Raw genomic sequence first — 20,489 nt, 5'->3', positions numbered from 1 at the left:
GCGCGATTGTCGGTGAGTTGCTTTTGGATTGCACGGCATAGACGGGCGTGCTTCTCTCGATGGCGTGGGCAGTCGATCGGGGGATGGGGCGCCCTGGCGCCTGCTGGGGCCGCTGCGGTGGCGGAGGGACGGTGCGGACGTCGACCTGGGGCCGGCCAAGCAGCAATGCGTGATCGCGGTGCTCCTGCTGACGCCGGGCCGCAGCGTGCCGGTGGCCACTCTGGTCGACAGGGTGTGGGGCGAGGACTCGCCGCGGGCCGGGAACGCCGTCGCGCCGTACATCGCCCGGCTGCGGCGGATCATCGCCGGTGCCGGCGGCGACCCGGGGATGCTGCGGTTCGTCTCCGGCGGCTATCGCGCCGAGGTCGCGGCCGGGGACGTCGACCTGCACCGCTCGCGGCGGCTGGCGTCGGCCGCCCGCGAGGCCCACCAGGCGGGGGACGGCAAGCTCGCCGCCGATCTGCTGAGGCAGGCCGTGGCCGAGTGGGAACCGGTCGCGCTGGCCGGCCTGCCCGGTGACTGGGCGGCCCGGGTGCGCGAGGCCCTGCACCGGGAACGGCTCGACCTGCTGGCCGAGGAGGCCGAGGCTCAGCTGCGGCTGGGCTGCCCGGAAGCGGTGGTCGAGCGGCTGAGGCCGGTCGCCGCCGACCATCCGACCGCGGAATCCGTGGTGGCGGCTCTGATGCGCGCGCTGAGCGACGGCGGGCGGGTGGCCGAGGCCCTGGAATGGTACGCACGGCTGCGCGCCGCGGTCGGCGAGGAGTTCGGCAGCGAGCCCGGCGCCGCCGTCCGCGACCTGCACGTCGAACTGCTCCGCCGCAACGAGCCGATGCCGGCCCGGGCGCCGGAGCCGGCCGGGCCGGCCCAGCTGCCCGCCGACGTGGCCGGCTTCACCGCCCGCGAGGAGGAGCTGCGCCGGCTGGACGAGGCGATCGGCGACGACCGCCCGGTGGTGCTGTCCGGCACGGCCGGGGTCGGCAAGACCACCCTCGCGGTGCACTGGGCGCACCGGGTGCGGCACCGGTTTCCCGGCGGCCAGCTCTTCGTCAACCTCGGCGGTTTCGGCCCGGCCCAGTCGGTCCTGCCGCCCGAGGAGGCGCTGCGCGGCTTCCTGGAGGCCCTCGGCCTGCCGAGCCGGCGGATACCGCGCGAGCTACCGGCCCGATCGGCCATGTTCCGCACGCTGCTGGCCCGGCGCCGGCTGCTGATCATCCTGGACAACGCCCGGGACGCCGATCAGGTGCGCCCGCTGCTGCCCGGCGTGCCGGGCTCGGTCGTCGTCGTCACCAGCCGCGACCGGCTGCTGAGCCTGGTCGCCATCGAGACGGCCCGGCCGGTGGAGGTGGGCCTGTTCACCCCGGCCGAGGCGCGGGCGATGCTGGCCCGGCGGCTCGGCGACGAGCGGGTGGACGCCGAACCGGCGGTGGTGCGCCGGCTCGGCGCCGCCTGCGCCCACCTGCCGATCGCGCTGGCCGTCGTGGCCGCCCGCGCCGCCGGTCGCCCGGACCTGCGGCTGACCGCGCTGGCCGAGCAGCTCACCACGGGTGCCGGGCTCGACCTGCTCGACGGCCACGACGCCAGCAGCAATGTGCGGGTCGTCTTCTCGTGGTCCTACCGGCAGCTGACGCCGGGTGCCGCGCGCCTCTTCCGGCTGCTCGGGCTGCATCCCGGGCCATCGTTCACCGCCACCGCGGCCGCCAGCCTCGCCGGGTGCCCGGCGAGCCGGGCGCTGGACGAGCTGGTCCGGGCTCACCTCGTGGCGCCGGCCGCGGCCGGGCGCTACCGCCTGCACGATCTGCTGCGCGCGTACGCCGCGGAACTGGCCGGCACCGGGGAGCGGGACGCGCTGCACCGCCTGCTCGATCACTACCTGCACGGCGCTTGCACGGCGATGCGGCTGAACCACACGCCGTCGACGCTGACCCCGCCGCCGGCCCGGCCCGGAACGGTGGTGGACGAGATCGCCGGCGACGGCGCCGCCCTGGAGTGGCTGATCGCCAACGACGCCGTGCTGATCGCGCTGATCCGGCTGGCCGGGACGGCCGGCTTCGAGGGGCACGCGTGGCGGCTGGCCCGGGCTCGCGACCATTTCGCCGTGCGGCAGGGCCGGTGGGGCGACCTGGTCGAGCTCGACCGGACGGGGTTGCGCGCGGCGCGGCACACCGGCGATCGGGCGGCCGAGGCGCAACTGCTGCGCAGCCTGGCCCGGGCCCACCTGATGACGGGCGATCACGACGAGGCACGCGAGCACGCGCTGGCCGCCGCCCGCGTCTTCCGCGAGCTCGGCGACCAGGAGAGCGAGGCGCAGACGCATCACTTCCTGGCCGACGTCTTCGACCGGATGGGGGAGCGGCGCGAGGCGTTGCGGCACGCGCGGACGGCGTTGCGCGTCTACCAGGCGATGGACGACCGGGCCGGCATGGCCCGCGCGCTCAACGCCACCGGCTGGTGCCATGCCGCGGTGGGGGAGCACGGCCTCGCCGTGGAGCACTGTGCCCGGGCGCTGACGCTCTTTCGCGAGGTGGGCGACCGCGACGGTGCGGCGGCCACGCAGGGCACCCTGGGCTACGCCCGGGAACAGTCCGGTGACTTCGGCGCGGCCATCGGGCACTACGAGGAGGCAATCCGCCTGTGCCGCGAGATAGGCGAGCGCTTCTTCCTCGCCGACACGCTGGCTCACCTGGGCGACTGCCGCCGGGCCCTGGGCGACGGCCACGCCGCGCGGGCCGCCTGGTCGGAGGCGCTGGACATCTTCGACGAGCTGGACCACCCGGCCCCGAACCTGCGCGCCAAGCTGCGCAACGCCTGAGCGGGCGGGAAGGCCGTCACCGGCCCTCCCGCCCGGTGCCTCAGAGGACCGAGGCGGCCAGCCGGTCGGGGTTGCCGAAGCGGTGGGCGGTGATGCTGACGGCCTGCTCGTGCAGGAAGGGCAGCATCTCGATCCGGCCGGCCTCGGTGACCGGGCCGTGCCAGACGGCGAGGTCGGGGCGGCCGCCGGTGGCCGCGGTGACCTGCGCCAGGGAGCCGCCGATCAGCCGTACGCGGGTGACGCCGTCGAGGCCACGCGCCCACGTGGCGTCGTCCTCGACGCGCACCTCGACCGGCAGCTCCACGGGCAGCGGTGCCGCCGTCGAGACGCGGAACGGTGCTCCGGCGCGCAGGCCGGCGGCGACCACGCGCAGCAGGGACTCGACCGGCTCGCCCTCGGCGAGGCGCACCTCGACCGGGACCGGCAGGTAGCGGAGCACGTTGCGCTCGGCCCACAGGCCGGAGACGTCCGCCGCCCTGCCGAACTCGTCCGCCCATGCGGCGGCGTCGCTGCGCGCGGCCCGGGTCAGGAAGTCGCTGGGCGCCGCGTCGAGGAGCTTGCGAACGGCCGGGTGGTCGATGGTCGCGGTGGCGTGCGACTCGGCCGGCTGCCACGCCGAGAGGCCGACCAGGTAGTTGGGGCCGCCCGCCTTGGTGCCGGCGCCGACGGCGGAGCGCTTCCAGCCGCCGAACGGCTGGCGGCGCACGATCGCGCCGGTGATGCCGCGGTTCACGTACAGGTTGCCCGCCTGGACCCGGTCCAGCCACGTGCCGAGGTCGGCCGGGTCGAGCGTGTGCAGGCCCGACGTGAGGCCGTAATCCACCTCGTTGACCAGGTCGATCGCCTCGTCGAGGCTGTCGGCCGTCATGATCCCGAGGATCGGGCCGAAGTACTCGGTACGGTGGTACGCCGAGCCGCGGCGCACGCCGTCACGGATGCCAGGGCTCCACAGGCGCCCGGTGTCGTCGAGGCGCTGCGGCTCCAGCAGCCAGGTCTCGCCCGGGCCGAGCTTCGTGAGCCCGTCGAGCAGCTTGCCGGCGGCCGGTTCGATGACCGGGCCGATCTGGCTCTCCGGGTTCGCGGGCCAGCCGACCGTGAGCGACCGGGTGGCGTCGATCAGCTGGTTGCGGAACCGCGCCGAGCGGGCCACCGAGCCGACCAGCACGACCAGCGACGCGGCCGAGCACTTCTGGCCCGCGTGGCCGAACGCCGAGGTGACGACGTCCTTGACGGCCAGGTCGAGGTCGGCGCTGGGGGTCACGATGATCGCGTTCTTGCCGCTGGTCTCGGCGAGCAGCGGCAGGTCGGGACGGAACGAGCGGAACAGCTGCGCCGTCTCGTACGCGCCGGTCAGCACGACCCGGTCGACCAGCGCGTGCCCGACCAGCTGGCGGCCCAGCGCCTGCTCCTCGACCTGCACGAGGGTGAGCAGGCCGGGGTCCGGCAGCAGCGGCGTGATGATCTCGGCGAGCAGCGCGCCGCAGCGCTCGGCCTGGCCGGCGGGCTTGAGCGCGACGGCGGAGCCGGCGGCGAGGGCGGCGAGGACCGATCCGGCCGGGATGGCGACCGGGAAGTTCCACGGCGGCGTGACGAGGGTCAGCTTCTCCGGTACGTGCACGGCACCGTCGACGTTGTCGAGGCCGGCCGCGAGCTCGCCGTAGTAGTGCGCGAAGTCGATCGCCTCGGAGACCTCCGGGTCGGCCTGGTCGGCGGTCTTGCCCGTCTCGGACGCCATCACCTCGATGAGGTCGGCGCGCCGGGCCTCAAGGGCCTCGCCGACCCGGTGCAGGATCTCGCCGCGCTCCTTGCCGGTGAGCGCGCCCCAGCCCTGCGCGGCGGCGACCGCGGCGCTGAGCCGGGAGTCGAGCTGCGACTCGCTGGTCACCCGGGCGGCCTCGATGGTGGCGACGCCGACCTCCGAGCCGGGCACCCGGGCGAGCACCGCGCGGACCATGTCGCGGTTGGACGCGACGGCCGGGTCGGTGTCCGGGGTGTTCTCGAAGTGGCCGGGCCGCGAGGGGCTGACGGCGGCGAACCGGTCGGCCACGCGGTGCGGCGGCGGCACGGCGTCGTCGAGGGCGGCCAGCGACGCGAGGAAGCGGTCGCGCTCGCGGGCGAACAGGGCCTCGTCGCTGTCCAGCTCGAAGACCGCGGACATGAAGTTGTCGCTGCTCGCGCCCTCTTCGAGGCGGCGGATCAGGTAGGCGATGGCGACGTCGAACTGCTCCGGGCGTACCACCGGGGTGTAGAGCAGCAGCCCGCCCACCTCGCGGCGGACCACCTCGGCCTGGCCCTCGGCCATGCCGAGCAGCATCTCGAACTCGATGCCGTCGCGGACCTCGCGGCGGCCGGCGAGCAGCCAGGCGTACGCGACGTCGAAGAGGTTGTGGCCGGCGACGCCGAGGCGCACGTTCTTGATGCGCTCCGGGTCGAGGGCGTAGTCGAGGACGCGCTTGTAGTTGGTGTCGGTGTCCTGCTTGGTGTGCCAGGTGGCCAGCGGCCAGCCGTGCACCGTCGCCTCGACCTGCTCCATCGGCAGGTTCGCGCCCTTGACCAGGCGCACCTTGATGCCGGCGCCGCCGCTCGCGCGCCGCCGCGCCGCCCACTCCTGGAGGCGGATCATCGCGGCGAGGGCGTCCGGGAGGTACGCCTGCAGGACGATGCCCGCCTCGAGGTCGTGCAGCTCGGGCTTGTCGAGCAGGCGGGTGAAGACCGCGATCGTGAGGTCGAGGTCCTTGTACTCCTCCATGTCGAGGTTGACGAACTTGCGGGTCGGCGCGGTCGCGGCCAGCGTGAACAGCGGGGTGAGCTGCTCGACGATGTGCTCGACGGCCTCGTCGAACGCCCACGGGTTGTGCGGGGCGACGGTGGCCGACACCTTGATCGACACGTAGTCGACGTCGGCGCGCCCGAGCAGCCGCTCGGTCTCGCGCAGGCGCCGGGTGGCCTCGCCGCGGCCGAGGACGGCCTCGCCGAGCAGGTTGACGTTGAGGCGCACGTCGCGCTTCCTGATCCGGGCGATCGCCTTGCCGAGCTTGGCGTCGGTGGCGTCGACGATCAGGTGGCCGACCATCCGGCGCAGCACGCGGCGGGCGATCGGCACGACCACGCCCGGCAGGATCGGGGCGAGGGCGCCGCCGAGCCGGACCGCGCCGCGCAGCGGGGCCGGCAGGAAGCGCGGCACGTCGGGCGCGAGGGCGTGCAGGGCGCGGGCGCTGACCTTGAGGTCTTCGGGGCGGACCACCCCGTCGACGAAGCCGACGGCGAAGGCGAGGCCCTTGGGGTCGCGCAGGACGCCCGCGAGCTGTGCGGCGGAGCCGCCCACCGGGATCGACGCGGCCTCGTGGAGCCAGCGGCGGACCAGGGCAACCGCCTCGTCGGCGATGTCAGTGTCTGCGGCGGGGGTACCGGCCGGAGAGTGGGCGACGTCTGTCATGCCGAAAGTGTCCTTCCGAGTTCCGTTCAGGAAAAGCGACGGTTCATGACGAGTACTCTTCAGTTCTTCTTACGTTTTCCCGGGGGTTGACCATGCTCGAGATCCGGCGCCTGGTGCTGCTGCGCGAGCTCGCCGTCCGCGGCACCATCGCGGCCGTCGCCGAGGCCCTCAACTTCTCGCCGTCGGCCGTGTCCCAGCAGCTCAGCCTGCTCGAGAAGGAGGCCGGCATGCCGCTGCTGCGCAAGGCCGGCCGGCGGGTGCGGCTCACCCCGCAGGCCGAGGTGCTGGTCGCGTCGGTGGGCGAGGTCCTCGACACCCTCGAACGCGCCGAGGCCCGCCTCCAGGCGTCGGTGAACACGGTGAGCGGCCGCGTGCGCGTCGCGGTCTTCCAGTCCGCGGCGCTCGCGCTGATGCCGGCGACGCTGCTCGCCATGGCCACCCGCTTCCCCGAGGTCCGGGTCGAGATGGTGCAGCGCGAGCCCGAGGAGGCGCTGCGCGAGACCTGGGCCCGCGACTTCGACATGGTGATCGCAGAGCAATACCCGGCCCACGCGGCGCCACACCATCCCGGCCTCGACCGCCGCCCCCTGACCACCGACCCGATCCGGCTCGCGCTGCCCGCCGCCGAGGTCGCCCTGCACCCGGTCGCGTCGCTGGCGGAGGCCCGCCACATGCCCTGGGTGATGGAGCCGCGCGGCGCGGCGTCGCGCCACTTCGCCGAGCAGCTGTGCCGGAGCACGGGCTTCGAGCCGGACGTCCGCTACGAGACCGCCGACCTCCAGGCCCACATCCGCCTGGTCGAGTCCGGCAACGCGGTCGCCCTCATCCCCGACCTGGTCTGGGCCGGCCGCCAGACCTCCTGCCGCCTGCTCGACCTGCCGGACCTGCCCCGCCGCACCATCTTCACCGCCCAGCGCCTCGCCGGCGCGGCCTCCCCGGCGGCCCGGGCCTTCCGCGAGGCGCTGGAGGAGACGGCGAGTCGCTAATCGCGTTTCCACAGTTTCGGGCGCCACGCCTCGACGACCTTGGCGACGGCGGTGACCAGGAAGAGCTGGCCGACCAGGGCCTCCAGCACGGCCAGGGTCTGCCCCGGGTTGCCGGCGGGCACGGTGTTGCCGTAGCCGGTGGTGGTGAGCGTGACGAAGCTGAAGAACAGGGTGTCGGCCAGGTCGCCGTCGCCGATGTCCGGGCCGAAGAACGGGCCGGGCTGGAGGGTCGCGATGCAGCGGTAGGCGAAGCCGAAGGCCATGCCCAGCATCAGGTACGCGGAGAGCGCTCCGAGCATGAGCTCGCGGTCGGCGGTGGTGCGCCGGGCCACGTCGCCGACGATCGACAGGGGTGCGATCAGATACAGGGCGCTGCCCAGGATGAAGGTGGCCGCCAGCAGCGCCCGGCTGCCCGGGTGCACGGAATTCCAGGCCGCCGCCAGCAGGGCGAGCATGAGCACCACGGTGGCGGCGACCCGCAGGCCGCGGCGGCCGGCGGAGACGCGCAGCGCGTACCAGACCGTGCCGACCTGCACGAGCAGGATCAGCGAGATGGCCCGGGCGCCGCTGATCGACGTGCCGAGCACGTAGGTGAAGGCGATCAGCGCGATCACCGGCAGGTACGAGCGGGGTGTGCTCATCCGGGATGGTGTCGCACCACGGCGGTCCGGGCGATCAGGTCGTGGAGGGCGCGGTGGCGGCGGTCCACGAGGAGCCAGGCGGCGCCGATCGGGAAGTACGCCAGGAGCACGCCGCGGACCAGGGCCGGGAACCAGCGCACCGGGCGGCCCGCGGCGGTGACCACCCGCAGGCCGAGCAGGGCCATCCCGGGTGTGCGGCCGGCGAGCAGCCAGAACACCGCGCAGTAGACCGCGAAGACGGCCGGCAGCAGGATGGCGTACGCCCCGGCCAGAAGCGTGCCCAGGTCGCGGACCACCACGCCGGCCACCTGGCCGATCAGTGCTACGACGGCGATGCCGGCGGTGCCCACCACCGTGATGAGCAGGGCGTCGACGACGTAGGCGAGCAGGCGGCTGACCGGGCCGGCGTAGACCGGTGCGGGCCTGAGGTCCCCGCGCGGCGCCACCGAGATGCCGGCGTCGCTCACCGCAGCTCGGCCGGCGGCGCCGGAACGGGGTCGCCGCCGCGGCGCAGCACCCGGGTCGTCACCCGGTCGACCGCGCTGTCCCCGGCGGCGGCGCCGTTGCGGATGCGCCCGACCAGCTCGTCCACCATCGTGTCGCGCTGACCGCGCACCAGCGGCTGGATGCGCTCCGGCTCCTCGGCGAGCAGGGCCAGCACGTCGTCGAGGACGGTACGCACCACCGGCCGCAGCACCCGTTCGAGCTGCGCGTCGACCACCCGGTCGGCCAGCTCCGAGGTCGCGACGGCGATGACGGCCGCGTCCAGGGCGGCCCGGGCCCGCTGGGCCCGGGCGCGCAGCCCGAAGGTGGCCTGCTCGCGCTCGACCGCGCCGCGCCCGGCCAGCCCGTCGAAGCCGGCACCGAGCCGCCCGGCCGCGTCACTGCCGGCCGCGCGCACCCGCCCGGCCGCACCGGTCCCCGCCTCACGCACCTCGACGAAGATCCGGACTGTGGTGTCCTGCGCCTGGAAGACGGCGCCCAGCGCCGCGTCGCGCCACTTGCCGAGACCGTCTGCCACCGCGCTCACCTCGTCTCTCGCGCCCATCGCGCCCATCGTGCCGCCCGCCCGCGCGGCGCTGCCTCATCTCGGGCGGATGAGAGCGCCGCCGGCGGCGAGCCCGCACACTGACGGCCATGGCCGGCGATGAGAAGACCGTGCGGTTGATCGAGGTGCCCTACGACTCCGGGAACCGCGCCGTGCGCATGGGAGCCGGCCCGCCGGCCCTGATCGAGGCGGGCGCCGTCCGCGAGCTCCGCGCCCAGGGGCATCAGGTGATCGAACGGCTTGTCGAGGCGCCGGCGTGGCGGGCCGAGGTGCGCACCGCCTTCGAGTTGCAGAGGCTCGTCGCCGTCGAGGCCGCGGCGGCGCTGGACGCCGGCCACGTACCGCTGCTGCTGTCGGGGAACTGCAACACCACTCTCGGGATGCTGTCCGCGCTGACGGCCGCCCGCCGCCGGGTGGGCCTCGTGTGGCTCGACGCGCACGGCGACTTCAACACCCCCGACACCGACGCGTCCGGGTTCCTGGACGGGCAGGGGCTCGCGATGGCGGTGGGCCGGTGCTGGACGGCCCTGACGTCCACGGTGCTGCCGGAGGATCGCGTCCTGCTGGCCGGCGCGCGCAGCCTCGACCCCGCCGAGGAGTCGGCGCTGCGCGGCTCCGCGGTCGCCTGGCTGCCGCCCGGGCACGTCCGCGACGGCACGAGCCTGCGGCGGGCCGTCGAGACGCTGGCGGGGCGGGTCGACATCGTCCACCTGCACGTCGATCTCGACGTCCACGATCCCTCGATCGCACCGGCGAACAGCTACGCCGCCCCGGACGGGCTGTCCGCCGACGAGGTGCGGCAGGTCGCCCGGCAGGTCGCCGCCCGCGCCCCGATCGCCTCGGCGACGCTGGCCTCCTACGATCCGGCGTACGACCCGCACGGCCGGATGGCGCACACCGCCGTGGCGCTGCTGACGTTGCTGGCCGGCCTCGCCCGCTCGCCGGTCGGCGAGGCCCGCCCCTGACATCGGGTGCGCGCTCGATCAGTCTCCCGCGCGGCGGCTCTGCCTGTCGTCCCACCAGGTGACGAGTCGCTCGGCGACGTCCTGGATGCTCGATCGCGCCGCCGCCGTTCCCAGGCGGCGAAGGATCTCGGCCTCCAGCAGGCCGGCGTCGGCGGCGCAGGCCGCCGATCTCGCGGGTCGCCGCGTAGGGGCGCAGAAGCGGCCGCCGGGTCGTCAGATGGCGAGCTGCTGCTCCGCCTCGTGCAGCCAGGTCTGGTACCAGGTGCGGAAGTCGACGCGGCTGCCGTCGGGGCGGAGCAGCGGGCGCAGGCCCGTGCCGGCGGCCCGGTCGTCCGCCCACATCTGGCCCCGGGCGGCGCCGCTGACGACGAGTGCCTCGCGGTAGGCGCCGCCGAGGTGGCAGAGGTAGAGCAGGCCGATGGAGTGCTCGGGGGCGAACACGGCGGCGTCGTGCAGCTCCCACCAGGCATCGTCGGCCCGGTCGTACTCGTCCTCGGTGTCGAAGGTGCGGTCGTCGGGGCGTTCGGGCAGGACGTCGGCCGGGTTGAAGGCCTCCGTGTGCTCGAACGGCAGCCACAGCCTCTCGCGATCGGTCAGGTCGCCGCCGTCGCCGTGCCAGCGCCAGACGCCGTCGGTGCGGCGCAGGTCGAAAAGCTCGCATCCCGGGCCGGCGCCGCCGCGGCTCACTTGGAGCAGGAAGCCGCGGTACTCGGCCGGCAGGGTGACGTGCAGCTGCGACTCGACCTCGGCCACCTCGTCCTCGGTCAACGGAGGCTGCAACCGCCACTCGTGCCATTTGGCGCCGAAGACCTCGCCCGCGCCGGGGTGGGCCGCGATGCGGGCGAGCCGTGCGGCCGTGCCCGGCCAGTCGTGGTTGATCACGGCGCCAGGATAGATGCTCTTCGCTGCCGGCGTGCGCCTCAGCGGGGGCACGTGATGGGGGCCGCGGTGGGTCAGGCCGCGGCGCGCACGGGGACCTGGCCGGCGCGCAGGACGTGTGCCGGGTCGTAGCGCTCGGCCAGCTCGGTGAGGCGGGCCAGGGTGAGCGCGTCGTAGGAGCGCGCCACCCGTTCCGCGCCGGTGGCCGCGCCCAGGTTGGGCAGGGCGCCGCCGGTGGCCCACGGGGCGAGGGCCGCCCGCACCTGCTCGCCGTGTGCCGGGACGGCGGCGGCGATCGGGGGTGCCAGGACGCCGACGGTGATCAGCGAGTAGGCGGCGTCGCGGTGGCAGAGGGCGCTCGGGTGCCGCGGCGGGTCGGCCAGGGCGCCGCCGAGGTGGCGGAGCTCCACGATGACCTGCGGGGAACCGGCGGCGGGGCCGGCCACGGCGAGCAGCGCGTCGGCCGCCTCGGCCGGCAGGGAGCTCAGCAGGTCGGTGGACTCGTGCACGGGCATCGGGTCGGTGGGGTCGGCGTGGACCGTGCCGATCGCCGCGTACGGGATCGTCCGGACCGTGTCGATCAGCGGTGTGGCGACGGCCCGTATGGGGGCGAGCACGGTTTCTCCGTCCTCCGTGGTACCCGTCCAGGCGAAGCGGACCGCCACCGTGAACCTGCCCGCCAGCGGCGCGGGAACGCCGGGCAGGGGCGGCAGCTGCAACAGGGCGATCGACGTGGTGGCCTCGCGCGGCAGTGACCGGGTCCACGAGCGCCAGCCGTGCAGGACGGCCGCCGCGTCGGTGCCGTCGAAGTAGAGCGCGCCCGCGTGGACGGCCGGGAGCGGCACCAGGTCGAACTCCAGGGCGGTGACGATGCCGAGGGCGCCCTTGCCGCCGCGGATGCCCCAGAACAGGTCCGGTTCGTCGTCGGCGGTGACCCGGCGGGCCGCGCCGTCGCCGGTGACGATCTCGATCGCCCGGACGCGGTCGGAGGCCCAGCCGAACGTGCGCGCGACCGGGCCGAGCCCGCCGCCCGTGGTGTAGCCGACGACGCCGACGCCCGGCGCCGATCCGCAGAGCGGGGCCAGTCCGTGCGGCGCGGCCGCGTCGAGCACCTGCTGCCAGCGGACGCCGGCGCCGACGCGGGCCCAGCCGTCCGGGTGCACCACGCACTCGTCGAGGCGGCCGGTGTGCACGAGGATCGCGCCGTCCATGGCGTCGGCGAGGCCGTGCCCGGTGGCCTGCACGGCGATCGGGTGGCCGGTGGCGGCGGCGAACCGCACGGCGGCGACCACGTCCTGCGGGTCGCGGGCCTCGACGATCGCGGCGGGGCGTGCGGCGATCGCGACGTTGAAGCCGCCGGCCAGCTCCTTGTAGAGCGGCTCGCCGGGCAGGGTCAGGGCGCCGGTGAGATCGCGGGCCAGGGCGGTGAACATGGCAGGGTCCTTTCGTCGGTTGACGCCCTGACTGTGCCGGTGACCGCTTGCGATCCGCTTAAGAACGGCCTTGCGACATTCTTGTGGTCAGCCGGTCCAGCACGAGGTCGTACGAACCCCAGCACGCGCCCGCGGTGCCCACCACGATCTGCCGTCCGCGATAGGGCAGCAGCGACTCGTACGCGGCGGCCAGGTCACCGCCGAGCGCCAGCGCGCTCCACGCCCGTACCGCCAGCAGAGAGTCGGTGGTCCAGTCGAGCGGCACCACGTCGGGCCAGCGGCGGCGCAGCCGGCGGGCCTCGGTGACGTCGCCGGACTCGGCGGCCGCGACCACCGCCAGCGCGTGCATCAGCGGCATGCCGAGCTCCTCGGCGACGTCCACCAGCGAGCCGAGCACCGAGCCGAGGCGGCCGTCGCGGCGGCGGAACGTGAAGTCGTGCAGCGCGCGGCAGAACTGCGCGCCCCACATGCTGGTCTGGCGATACTGCCGGTACGCCTGCTCGGACAGCTCCTCCGCCAGCTCCCAGTCGCCGGTCAGCATGCACCGCCCGGTCTCCTGGTAGAGCAGGTGCGGGCGCACGTCCGGGCCGGTGAGGCGGGCGCCGAGCCTGGTGGCGGCGGCCAGGTCGGCGGCGAAACCGTCGGCGTCGCCCAGGTGCAGCAGCAGCGGGCCGCGGTGCAGCAGCGCGAAGAAGCGCGTCCGCACGGGCAGGCCGTCGATCGCCAGCGCCTCCGACGTCGCGGGCAGCCAGCGCGCCACCCGGTCGGCCGAGCCCCAGGTGGCGATCAGGTAGTTGTTGAGCGTGCGGCCGAGCAGCACCGGGTCGCCGATCTCCCGGGCCAGGTCGACGGCCTTCTCGGCGTACGCGACGCGGTCCGCGCGCCGGTCGCTGTAGGCCAGCTCGACGCCGAGCGTGCCGTACAGGCGCGCCCGGTCGCGGTCGCAGGCGCCGTGCAGCAGGTCCTCCAGCAGCGCGACCATGGGCTCGTCCACGACGCCGTAGCCGCGCCAGTTCCACAGGGTGATGCCGCCCCAGACGCTGGCCGCGGCGGCGAGCCGTTCCCGGTCGCCGAGCCGGCGTGCGACCGCCAGGGCCTCGGCGACCACGTCCTGCGCCTCGGTGAGCGAGCCGGCCCGCAGCAGGTCGTCGCCGAGCGCCACCAGCAGGCCGTGCCGCGCGGCCGGGTCGCCGCCGGCCAGCGACAGCGCGCGCCGGGTGTGCCCGGCCGCCTCGGCGTGCGCGTGCTGCTCGCGGGCGGCCGCGGCGGCCTCCCGCGCGTAGTGCAGGGCCGGGGCGGTGCCGGTCACCGGCACCGCGTGGAAGTAGTGGTGGGCGAGCCGGTCCACGGGCGCGCCGCCGTCCTGCAGGGCCGCGGCGACCCGCGCGTGCAGCCGGGCCGCGTCGATCCGGCTCAGCCCGGCCAGCAGGGTCTCGCGCACGAGCGCGTGGCTGAACCGCCACTGCCACGCCGTCTCGTCGGCGCGCAGCACCCGTGCGGCGACCGCGGGCTCCAGGGTGGTGATGACGTCGGCCGCGCCGAGGCCGGCGGCGGCCTCCAGCAGGGCCAGGTCGGCGTCGCGCCCGACGACGGCGGCGAGCCGGAGCAGCTCGACGGTGGCGGCGCTCAGGCGGTCGAGGCGCCGGTCGAGCACGTCGCGCACCGAGGGCGGCAGCACGTCGGCGCGGCCCTCGGCGGCCATCAGCTCGACCAGCTCGCCGGCGAAGAACGGGTTGCCGTCGGTGCGCTCGTGCACCACGCGGGCCAGCTCGTCGACGTCGGCGCCGGGCGAGCGCGGCGCGATCAGCTCCCGGACGTCCGCCGCGGTCAGGCCGGTGAGCTGCAACCGCTGGGCGCGCGGCTCGCGGGCCAGGGCGGCCAGGCAGTCGGTCACGGCCGGCGCCAGTTCCTCGCCGAGGGTGCGCACCGTCACGATCAGCAGCAGCCGTACGCCGTCCAGGTGCCTGGCGAGCATCGTGAGCAGGGTCAGCGAGGTGGTGTCGGCCGCCTGCACGTCGTCGAGCACCACCAGCAGCGGGGTGGCGGCGGCCGCGCCGGACAGACGCCGGCGCAGCTCGTGGAAGAGCGCGAACGCCGACTGGTCGGGGTCCGCGCCGGCCCCCGCGTGCAGCGGGCCGCCGCCGAGCCGTTCGAGCACCTGCGACCACGGCCAGAGCGGCGGGACGCCGGCGTCGTCGGCGCAGCGGCTCCACACCGGCCGCCAGCCCTGCGCCCCGGCGAGCGACGCGGCGGCCTCGGCCAGGCGCGTCTTGCCGATGCCGGCCTCGCCCTCCAGCACGATCACGGCGCCGCTGCCGCGGGTCACCTCGGCGAGGACCTCGCGGAGCCGGGCCAGCTCGTGGGCCCGGCCGACGAGCGGGCGGTCGGCCTCGCGCACCCGCGGCGCACCGAGCTCCTGCGCCAGCACGGCCCGTTCCAGCGCCTTCAGCTCCGGGCCCGGGTCCACGCCGAGCTCGTCGGCGAGCGTGCGCACGGCACGCCGGTACGCCGCGAGCGCGTCGCCCTGCCGGCCCGCCGCGTACAGCGCCTCGATCAGCGCTGCCCAGAAGCCCTCGCGCAGCGGGTGCTCGGCGACCAGCCGTTCCAGCTCGGCCACCGCCTCCCCGCTGCGCCCGAGGCGGGTCCAGGCCGTCGCCCGCCGCTGCCGGGCCACCAGGTGCAGCTCGGTCAGCCGGGCGCGTTCGGCGGTCTCGCCGGGCAGGTCGGCCAGCGGCTCGCCGCGCCACAGGCCGACCGCCTCGGTGAGCAGCTTCGCCTCGGCGAGGGCGTCGGTGGTGCGGGCCGCCTCGTCGAGCAGGGCGGGCAGCCGTACGAGATCGAGGTCGTCGTCCCGGACGTCGGCGAGGTATCCGGGGGAGCGGGTGACGATCAGGTCCTTGCCGAGCAGCTTGCGCAGCTGCGACACGTACGCCTGAATCGTGCCGGTGGCCCCGGGCGGGGGAGCGTCGCCCCACAGGGTGACCACCGCCCGGTCCATGCTGACGACCCGGCCCGCCTCGCTGAGCAGCAGGGTCAGCAGGGCTCGCGGCTTGGCACCGCCCGGCTCGACCGGCGTCCCGTCGCCGGACCTGACCTCGAGCGGCCCGAGTAGGCGGAAGCGCATGCCGCCACGCTAGGAGGCGCCGCGCCTCCGCGGCCATCCGACGCTCGGCCGGATCATGGTCGGGTGTCCGACACCGATTCCGGAACCGGTACCGGAGCCGAACGTCCAGGCCCGATGGCCGTTCGGGCAACGTCGGTTCCGAAACCGCGGCGAGATGTCCGGACACGGGTGATTCACGCATGGGCATCTCTTGACATGCCCCGGCGCCTGTTGCTTGCTGTGATCCAGTTTGTTGCCTCCCCGTTAACGGAAGGGACTTCAACGCATGCGCCTTCGGCGTCTTCTCGCCGTCGGGCTGACCGTGGTCACCGCGGCTTCGCTCACCGGCACGTCCGCGTCCGCCTCACCCGCAACCCACCTTCCCGCCGCGGCGCCGTCCTTCGGCGCCAACGTGACGATCTTCGACCCGAGCACGCCGATCGCCGAGATCCAGGCCAAGCTCGACGCCGCGCACGCCCAGCAGGTCGACAACGAGATGGGGACGCAGCGGTACGCGTTCCTGTTCAAGCCCGGCACGTACGGCACCGACGCGCAGCCGCTGCAGATCAAGGTGGGCTACTACACCGAGATCTCCGGCCTCGGCGCGTCGCCGTCCGACGTGGTCATCAACGGCAAGGTGGAGGTCTACAACCGCTGCCTCGAGGGCGGCGGCACCAGCAACTGCCTCGCGCTGGTCAACTTCTGGCGCACGCTGTCGAACCTGTCCATCAAGGTCAACGGCGCCGGCCAGGACGGCTGCCGCGCCGGCGCCAACTTCTGGGCCGTCTCGCAGGCGGTGTCGCTGCGCCGGCTCCAGGTCGACGGCGGCTTCACGCTGATGGACTACTGCACCGCCGGCCCGCAGTACGCCAGCGGCGGCTTCATCGCCGACTCGAAGTTCGGCGGTGTCACCAACGGCTCGCAGCAGCAGTGGCTGACCCGCAACAGCACGGTCGGCTCGTGGTCGAACGGCGTCTGGAACCAGGTCTTCGCCGGCGTGCAGGGCGCGCCCGACGACTCGGCGTTCCCGAACCCGCCGTACACGACCCTGGAGACCACCCCGCTCAGCCGGGAGAAGCCGTACCTGTTCGTCGACGCGAACGGCAAGTACAACGTGCGGGTGCCGTCCGCGCAGCGCGACACCAGCGGCACCTCCTGGGCGAACGGCCAGACCGCCGGCCGGACGATCCCGCTGAGCGACTTCTTCGTCGCGAAGCCGTCCGACCCCGAGTGGCTGATCAACGCGCAGCTGCTGCTCGGCAAGAACCTGCTGTTCACCCCCGGCGTGTACGACATCGACCAGAGCATCCAGGTGCTGCGGCCCAACCAGGTCGTGCTCGGCATCGGCCACGCCACGCTGACCGCTGTCAACGGCGCCACCCCGCTCAAGGTCGCCGACGTGCCCGGCGTCGTCGTCGCGGGCGTCACCATCGACGCCGGCCTGAAGGAGTCCAAGACGCTGCTCCAGGTCGGCAACAAGAACGGCCTGAAGATCAGCTCGCCGGCGAACCCGACCACCCTGAGCGACGTCTACTTCCGGGTGGGCGGCCCGCACGTCGGCAAGACCGACACGGCGCTCGAGGTCAACAGCGACAACGTGCTCATCGACCACACGTGGGTGTGGCGCGCCGACCACGGCGTCGAGGGCTTCACCGACACCCAGCGCTGGAACATCAACACCGGTCGCTACGGAGCGGTCATCAACGGCGACAACGTCGTGGCGACCGGCCTGTTCGTCGAGCACTTCCAGAAGTACAACACCGTCTGGAACGGTGAGAAGGGCACCACGGTGCTCTACCAGAACGAGCTGCCGTACGACCCGCCGACGCAGGCGGACTGGATGAACGGCGACGTCGAGGGCTACGCGGGTTACAAGGTCGGCAACAACGTCCGCAACCACACGCTGTACGGCGGCGGCGTCTACGTCTACAACCGCAACAACCCGGAGATCCACACCGAGAACGGCTTCGAGGTGCCGAACCGTCCCGGCGTGAAGCTGCACCACATCATGACCGTCAACCTCGACGCCGGCGTGATCGACCACGTCGTCAACGGGGTGGGCGAGGCCGCGGACCGGACCAAGGTCGGCGCCCCGGTCTACATCACCGAGTATCCGGCGCCGTAAGGCTGTCGTGAGAACGGGGGCCCGGAGCGATCCGGGCCCCCGTGCGGCGATGGATGCCTCCTGGCGGGGACAAGCACCCATCCCGCCTGCCATTCTGCCGCGCCGCGGGTGGGCCGCCACCGGCTTATCGGCCAGAACCGGTTCTGTCCAACATCTGCCACGTCGTGCCGATCGCGCGCATGCCGTCGAGGACCTCGGCGGTCCGGTCACCCTCGGCGTGATCCCAGTTCGCCAGGACGGCGTACGCCTGCCGGCCGCGCACGCCGACGTCGGCGCGGATGCCGTCGTCCGTACCCGTCTTGTTGCCGAGCTCGCGCGGATGCCACAAGGGGTCGGCGTGCCACGCGCTCGCCACCATGGACAGGTCGGTGTTGGTGCCCAGCCAGTCGCGCATCCGCCGCGAGACCCCCGGCGAGATCAGCGTGCCGTCGGCGACGTGCCGCATGAGACCGGCCAGCTCGCCCGCGCATCCGGTCGACAGCGTCGCCGGGTGATGGGGCTCGCGCCTGACGCGTACGCGGTCGAGCAGCGCCGTCTCGCGCAACCCCAGCCGGCCCGCGAGGACCGCGAGCGGCTGGAGGCCGACGCGTTCGAGCAACACGTTCGTGGCGTAGTTGTCGCTGACCGCGGCGATCAGCGCGGCCACGTCGGCGGCGGGCAGCGTGTCGACGGCGAGCAGATGCCACAGGCCCGAGTCGGCGACCGCCAGCCCCGGGTCGCGGCGCAGCGGCTCGGCCGGGTCGAGCTCGCCGGTCTCGAAGCGGCGCGCGGTCTCGGCGAGCAGCAGGAGCTTGCCGACGCTGGCGGTGCGCAGGCGCAGGCCGGGGGAGTGCTCGGCGAGGCCGGGCAGGCTGATCGACCACCGGACGCCGGGCGTGCCGGCCACGACCTCGTCGACGACGTGCTGAAGGTTCATGATCACGACCTTAGGCGGGTGGCAGCATGCCCTCGCCGCGGCAGGCTCCGCAGGTGTGGAAGACGGGGGTGCCGAGGTAGCCGGTCGGTGTGGAGAAGGTGCCGGAGCCGTCGCAGCGCGGGCACGGCGTCCAGCCCGCCTCGATCAGCCGGCGGAACCGGTCGCGCTCGCGCCGCTCACGCCGTCGCGCCCGCAACCGGTGGCCCACGGTCAGCAGCACGCCGGCGGCGACCATCGCCACGCCCGCGCCCGCGTGCCGCCACGTCCCCGACAGCAGCCACAGGGCCGCGGTGAGGACGATCCCGCCGACGACGAGCGTCGATCTGGTCAGGCCCATGCCGCACCGTAACGCTTAATCCCGCTTTCACAATGGGCGCGCAGTGTTTTCGCCGCCGATACAGCCAGTCATCGGCGCCGACACGGCATCCCGGCAGGCTTGCCCGGCATGAAGCCCATCGACCGATCGCGCGCGGCACACTGGGCCGCCGACCTGATCGAAGTGGCTGCCGTGTTCTTCGCCGTCGGCGCCGCCCACCTCTTCGTCACCCTGCTCGGCGAACGAGCACACGGCGAGGCCATGCTCGTCGCCAGCGGTGTGATCGTGGTGGTCGCCGCGCTGGTGCGGCGCCGGTGGACCCGTCGCCATCCGAAAACCGCGCCGGTCCACGACCGCGACCTCATGCGCCTGCGCACCACGCTGCCCGACCGTCCCGGCACGCTCGCGGCCCTGAGCGGCCGCCTGGCCGCCCGCGGCATCAACATCCTGGCCATCCAGATCCACCCCGCCGAGCACGGCGTCGTCGACGAGCTGCTGGTCGCCGTGCCGCGCGGCCTGACCGCCGCCGCCGTCGCCCAGACGGTCACGGCCGGCGGCGGTGAGCAGACCGAGGTCACCCCGGCCGATCTCCACGACCTGACCGACCCGGCCACCCGCGCGCTCACCGTGGCCCGCCGCTCGGCCACCGCCGGCGACGCCGTCCGCAGCCTGCTGGCGGCCGAGCTCACCGACAGCCCGCCCCCGCCCGGCGCGGCCCACGTCGCCGCGCTGCACGCCGAGGGACACCCGCGCTACCTGACCCGGCACCGGCCCGCCTTCACCCCGACGGAGATCGCCCGCGCCCAGGCCCTGATCGACCTCTGCGAGGCCATGGCCCACGTGCCACGGCCCACGCTCTTGCCACGGGCAGCCGGACGCAGGAGGGTCGGTGACACCTGAGCCGACCGAGGAGGACCCGCCGTGCCCGACGTCATCGACGACCTGGAAGCCGAGCAGGACCAACTGGAGTCGGTGCTGCTGAAACTCACCCCGGCCGACTGGACGGCGCCCTCCGCGGCCGCCGGCTGGACGGTCGCCGACGTGGTGCTCCACCTCGCACAGACCGAGGAGGCCGTGACCGCCACGACAAGCGGCCACCCGTCGGCCCTGGACTGGCACCGCTACGGCCCCACAGTGGACGAGGCCATGGACGCCATGGTCCGCGCCGAGCGCGCCGGCCACGTCGAGGTCTTCCACCGCTGGCAGACGGCCCGCCGCGCGTCCGTGCAAGCCCTGCGCGCCGCCGACCCGCGCCGGCCGGTCCGCTGGGTGACCGGCTCGCTCAAACCGCGCACCCTGGCCACCACCCGCCTCGCCGAGCACTGGGCGCACGCCCTCGACGTCACCACGGCGCTGGCCCTCGACTATCCGGACACGGCCCGCCTGCGGCACATCGCCTGGCTGGGCCACAGCACCCTGCCGTACGCGTTCCGCCTGGCCGGCCTCCCGCCCGCCGACGTCTTCTGCGACCTGACCGCCCCCGACGGCACCAGCTGGCAGTACGGCCCGCACGACGCCGCCTCGGCCATCGCGGGCCCGGCCGCCGCCTTCTGCCGCGTCGGCGCCCGCCGCCTGTCGCCGGCGGACTCGGGCCTGGCCACGACCGGCCCCCACGCCGCGACGGCCCTGACGGTGCTGCGCAACTACGCGGACGTCTGAGGAGACGTCGCGGCCGACGATTTCTTGCCGGCATCGACGCGGTGCCGGCCTGGCGCCAGGCGGCCAGGCGCGGCTCGATCAGGGCCCGGCGGGCGTCGGACAGGTGCGTGGCCGGCCGCCAACCGCCGGTCGGCCCGCGACCGCGAACAACCAGTCCCGAGCAGCGGTTCTAT

General features: G+C 74.6%; 15 protein-coding genes. 6 read left to right on the top strand and 9 right to left on the bottom strand.

What is annotated here, in order from left to right; all coding sequences use genetic code 11:
- The first annotated feature begins 169 nt into the window (after positions 1 to 169).
- Positions 170 to 2,809, top strand: a complete 2,640-nt coding sequence (locus tag Ade02nite_RS39825; protein ID WP_203775296.1) for a BTAD domain-containing putative transcriptional regulator — start codon at positions 170 to 172, stop codon at positions 2,807 to 2,809.
- 40 nt (positions 2,810 to 2,849) lie between these two features.
- On the opposite strand, the gene Ade02nite_RS39820 is transcribed toward Ade02nite_RS39825, so the two are convergent.
- Entirely contained in the window at positions 2,850 to 6,245 is a 3,396-nt protein-coding gene (locus tag Ade02nite_RS39820; protein WP_203775294.1) for a bifunctional proline dehydrogenase/L-glutamate gamma-semialdehyde dehydrogenase, read from the bottom strand.
- A gap of 92 nt (positions 6,246 to 6,337) precedes the next feature.
- Here Ade02nite_RS39820 and Ade02nite_RS39815 point away from each other — a divergent pair, with 92 nt between their 5' ends.
- The gene (locus Ade02nite_RS39815) at positions 6,338 to 7,231 is read left to right on the top strand and encodes a LysR family transcriptional regulator (RefSeq protein WP_203775292.1); all 894 of its coding nucleotides are present in this window, start codon (positions 6,338 to 6,340) and stop codon (positions 7,229 to 7,231) included.
- Here Ade02nite_RS39815 and Ade02nite_RS39810 read toward each other — a convergent pair.
- From Ade02nite_RS39810 to Ade02nite_RS39800, 3 genes are read right to left on the bottom strand one after another with little or no spacing between them, the layout of a single operon-like run.
- Positions 7,228 to 7,872, bottom strand: a complete 645-nt coding sequence (locus Ade02nite_RS39810) for a potassium channel family protein (protein WP_203775290.1) — start codon at positions 7,870 to 7,872, stop codon at positions 7,228 to 7,230. The genes Ade02nite_RS39815 and Ade02nite_RS39810 overlap by 4 nt on opposite strands.
- A complete protein-coding gene (locus Ade02nite_RS39805; RefSeq protein ID WP_239169381.1) occupies positions 7,869 to 8,339 on the bottom strand; it encodes an RDD family protein in 471 nt (156 codons plus the stop codon). The genes Ade02nite_RS39810 and Ade02nite_RS39805 overlap by 4 nt, the downstream gene beginning before the upstream one ends.
- Positions 8,336 to 8,920: a hypothetical protein gene (locus tag Ade02nite_RS39800; protein ID WP_203775288.1), complete on the bottom strand. Its 585-nt coding sequence runs from the start codon at positions 8,918 to 8,920 to the stop codon at positions 8,336 to 8,338. Before Ade02nite_RS39800 ends, Ade02nite_RS39805 begins: the two co-directional genes overlap by 4 nt.
- An 89-nt stretch (positions 8,921 to 9,009) precedes the next feature.
- Here Ade02nite_RS39800 and Ade02nite_RS39795 point away from each other — a divergent pair, with 89 nt between their 5' ends.
- A complete protein-coding gene (locus Ade02nite_RS39795) occupies positions 9,010 to 9,885 on the top strand; it encodes an arginase family protein (RefSeq protein WP_203775286.1) in 876 nt (291 codons plus the stop codon).
- 213 nt (positions 9,886 to 10,098) lie between these two features.
- Here Ade02nite_RS39795 and Ade02nite_RS39790 read toward each other — a convergent pair whose 3' ends face one another.
- From Ade02nite_RS39790 to Ade02nite_RS39780, 3 genes are all read right to left on the bottom strand, one after another.
- The gene (locus Ade02nite_RS39790; protein WP_239169380.1) at positions 10,099 to 10,767 is read right to left on the bottom strand and encodes an SMI1/KNR4 family protein; all 669 of its coding nucleotides are present in this window, start codon (positions 10,765 to 10,767) and stop codon (positions 10,099 to 10,101) included.
- Between the two features lie 71 nt (positions 10,768 to 10,838).
- The gene (locus Ade02nite_RS39785; protein ID WP_203775284.1) at positions 10,839 to 12,197 is read right to left on the bottom strand and encodes an FAD-binding oxidoreductase; all 1,359 of its coding nucleotides are present in this window, start codon (positions 12,195 to 12,197) and stop codon (positions 10,839 to 10,841) included.
- 58 nt (positions 12,198 to 12,255) lie between these two features.
- Positions 12,256 to 15,321, bottom strand: coding sequence for an ATP-binding protein (locus Ade02nite_RS39780; protein ID WP_203775282.1), 3,066 nt, complete (start codon positions 15,319 to 15,321; stop codon positions 12,256 to 12,258).
- Between the two features lie 265 nt (positions 15,322 to 15,586).
- Between Ade02nite_RS39780 and Ade02nite_RS39775 the strand changes: the two genes are divergently transcribed.
- Positions 15,587 to 17,425, top strand: coding sequence for a pectate lyase-like domain-containing protein (locus Ade02nite_RS39775; RefSeq protein ID WP_203775280.1), 1,839 nt, complete (start codon positions 15,587 to 15,589; stop codon positions 17,423 to 17,425).
- 124 nt (positions 17,426 to 17,549) lie between these two features.
- Here Ade02nite_RS39775 and Ade02nite_RS39770 read toward each other — a convergent pair whose 3' ends face one another.
- The gene (locus Ade02nite_RS39770) at positions 17,550 to 18,341 is read right to left on the bottom strand and encodes a serine hydrolase (RefSeq protein ID WP_203775278.1); all 792 of its coding nucleotides are present in this window, start codon (positions 18,339 to 18,341) and stop codon (positions 17,550 to 17,552) included.
- 10 nt (positions 18,342 to 18,351) lie between these two features.
- Complete coding sequence (locus Ade02nite_RS39765; protein WP_203775276.1) at positions 18,352 to 18,678, bottom strand: hypothetical protein; 327 nt, start codon at positions 18,676 to 18,678, stop codon at positions 18,352 to 18,354.
- Positions 18,679 to 18,786: 108 nt separating this feature from the next.
- Here Ade02nite_RS39765 and Ade02nite_RS39760 point away from each other — a divergent pair, with 108 nt between their 5' ends.
- Together Ade02nite_RS39760 and Ade02nite_RS39755 are read left to right on the top strand one after the other, a co-directional pair.
- Positions 18,787 to 19,557 (top strand): ACT domain-containing protein, encoded by a 771-nt coding sequence (locus tag Ade02nite_RS39760; RefSeq protein WP_203775274.1) that lies wholly within the window; start codon positions 18,787 to 18,789, stop codon positions 19,555 to 19,557.
- A gap of 21 nt (positions 19,558 to 19,578) precedes the next feature.
- The gene (locus Ade02nite_RS39755; RefSeq protein WP_203775272.1) at positions 19,579 to 20,316 is read left to right on the top strand and encodes a maleylpyruvate isomerase family mycothiol-dependent enzyme; all 738 of its coding nucleotides are present in this window, start codon (positions 19,579 to 19,581) and stop codon (positions 20,314 to 20,316) included.
- The last annotated feature ends 173 nt before the right edge of the window (positions 20,317 to 20,489 follow it).

The sequence above is a fragment of the Paractinoplanes deccanensis genome, from assembly GCF_016862115.1.
GTDB lineage: Bacteria > Actinomycetota > Actinomycetes > Mycobacteriales > Micromonosporaceae > Actinoplanes > Actinoplanes deccanensis.
Note: the sequence above shows the minus strand (reverse complement) of the source record. Positions and strands in the feature narration are given on the sequence as shown.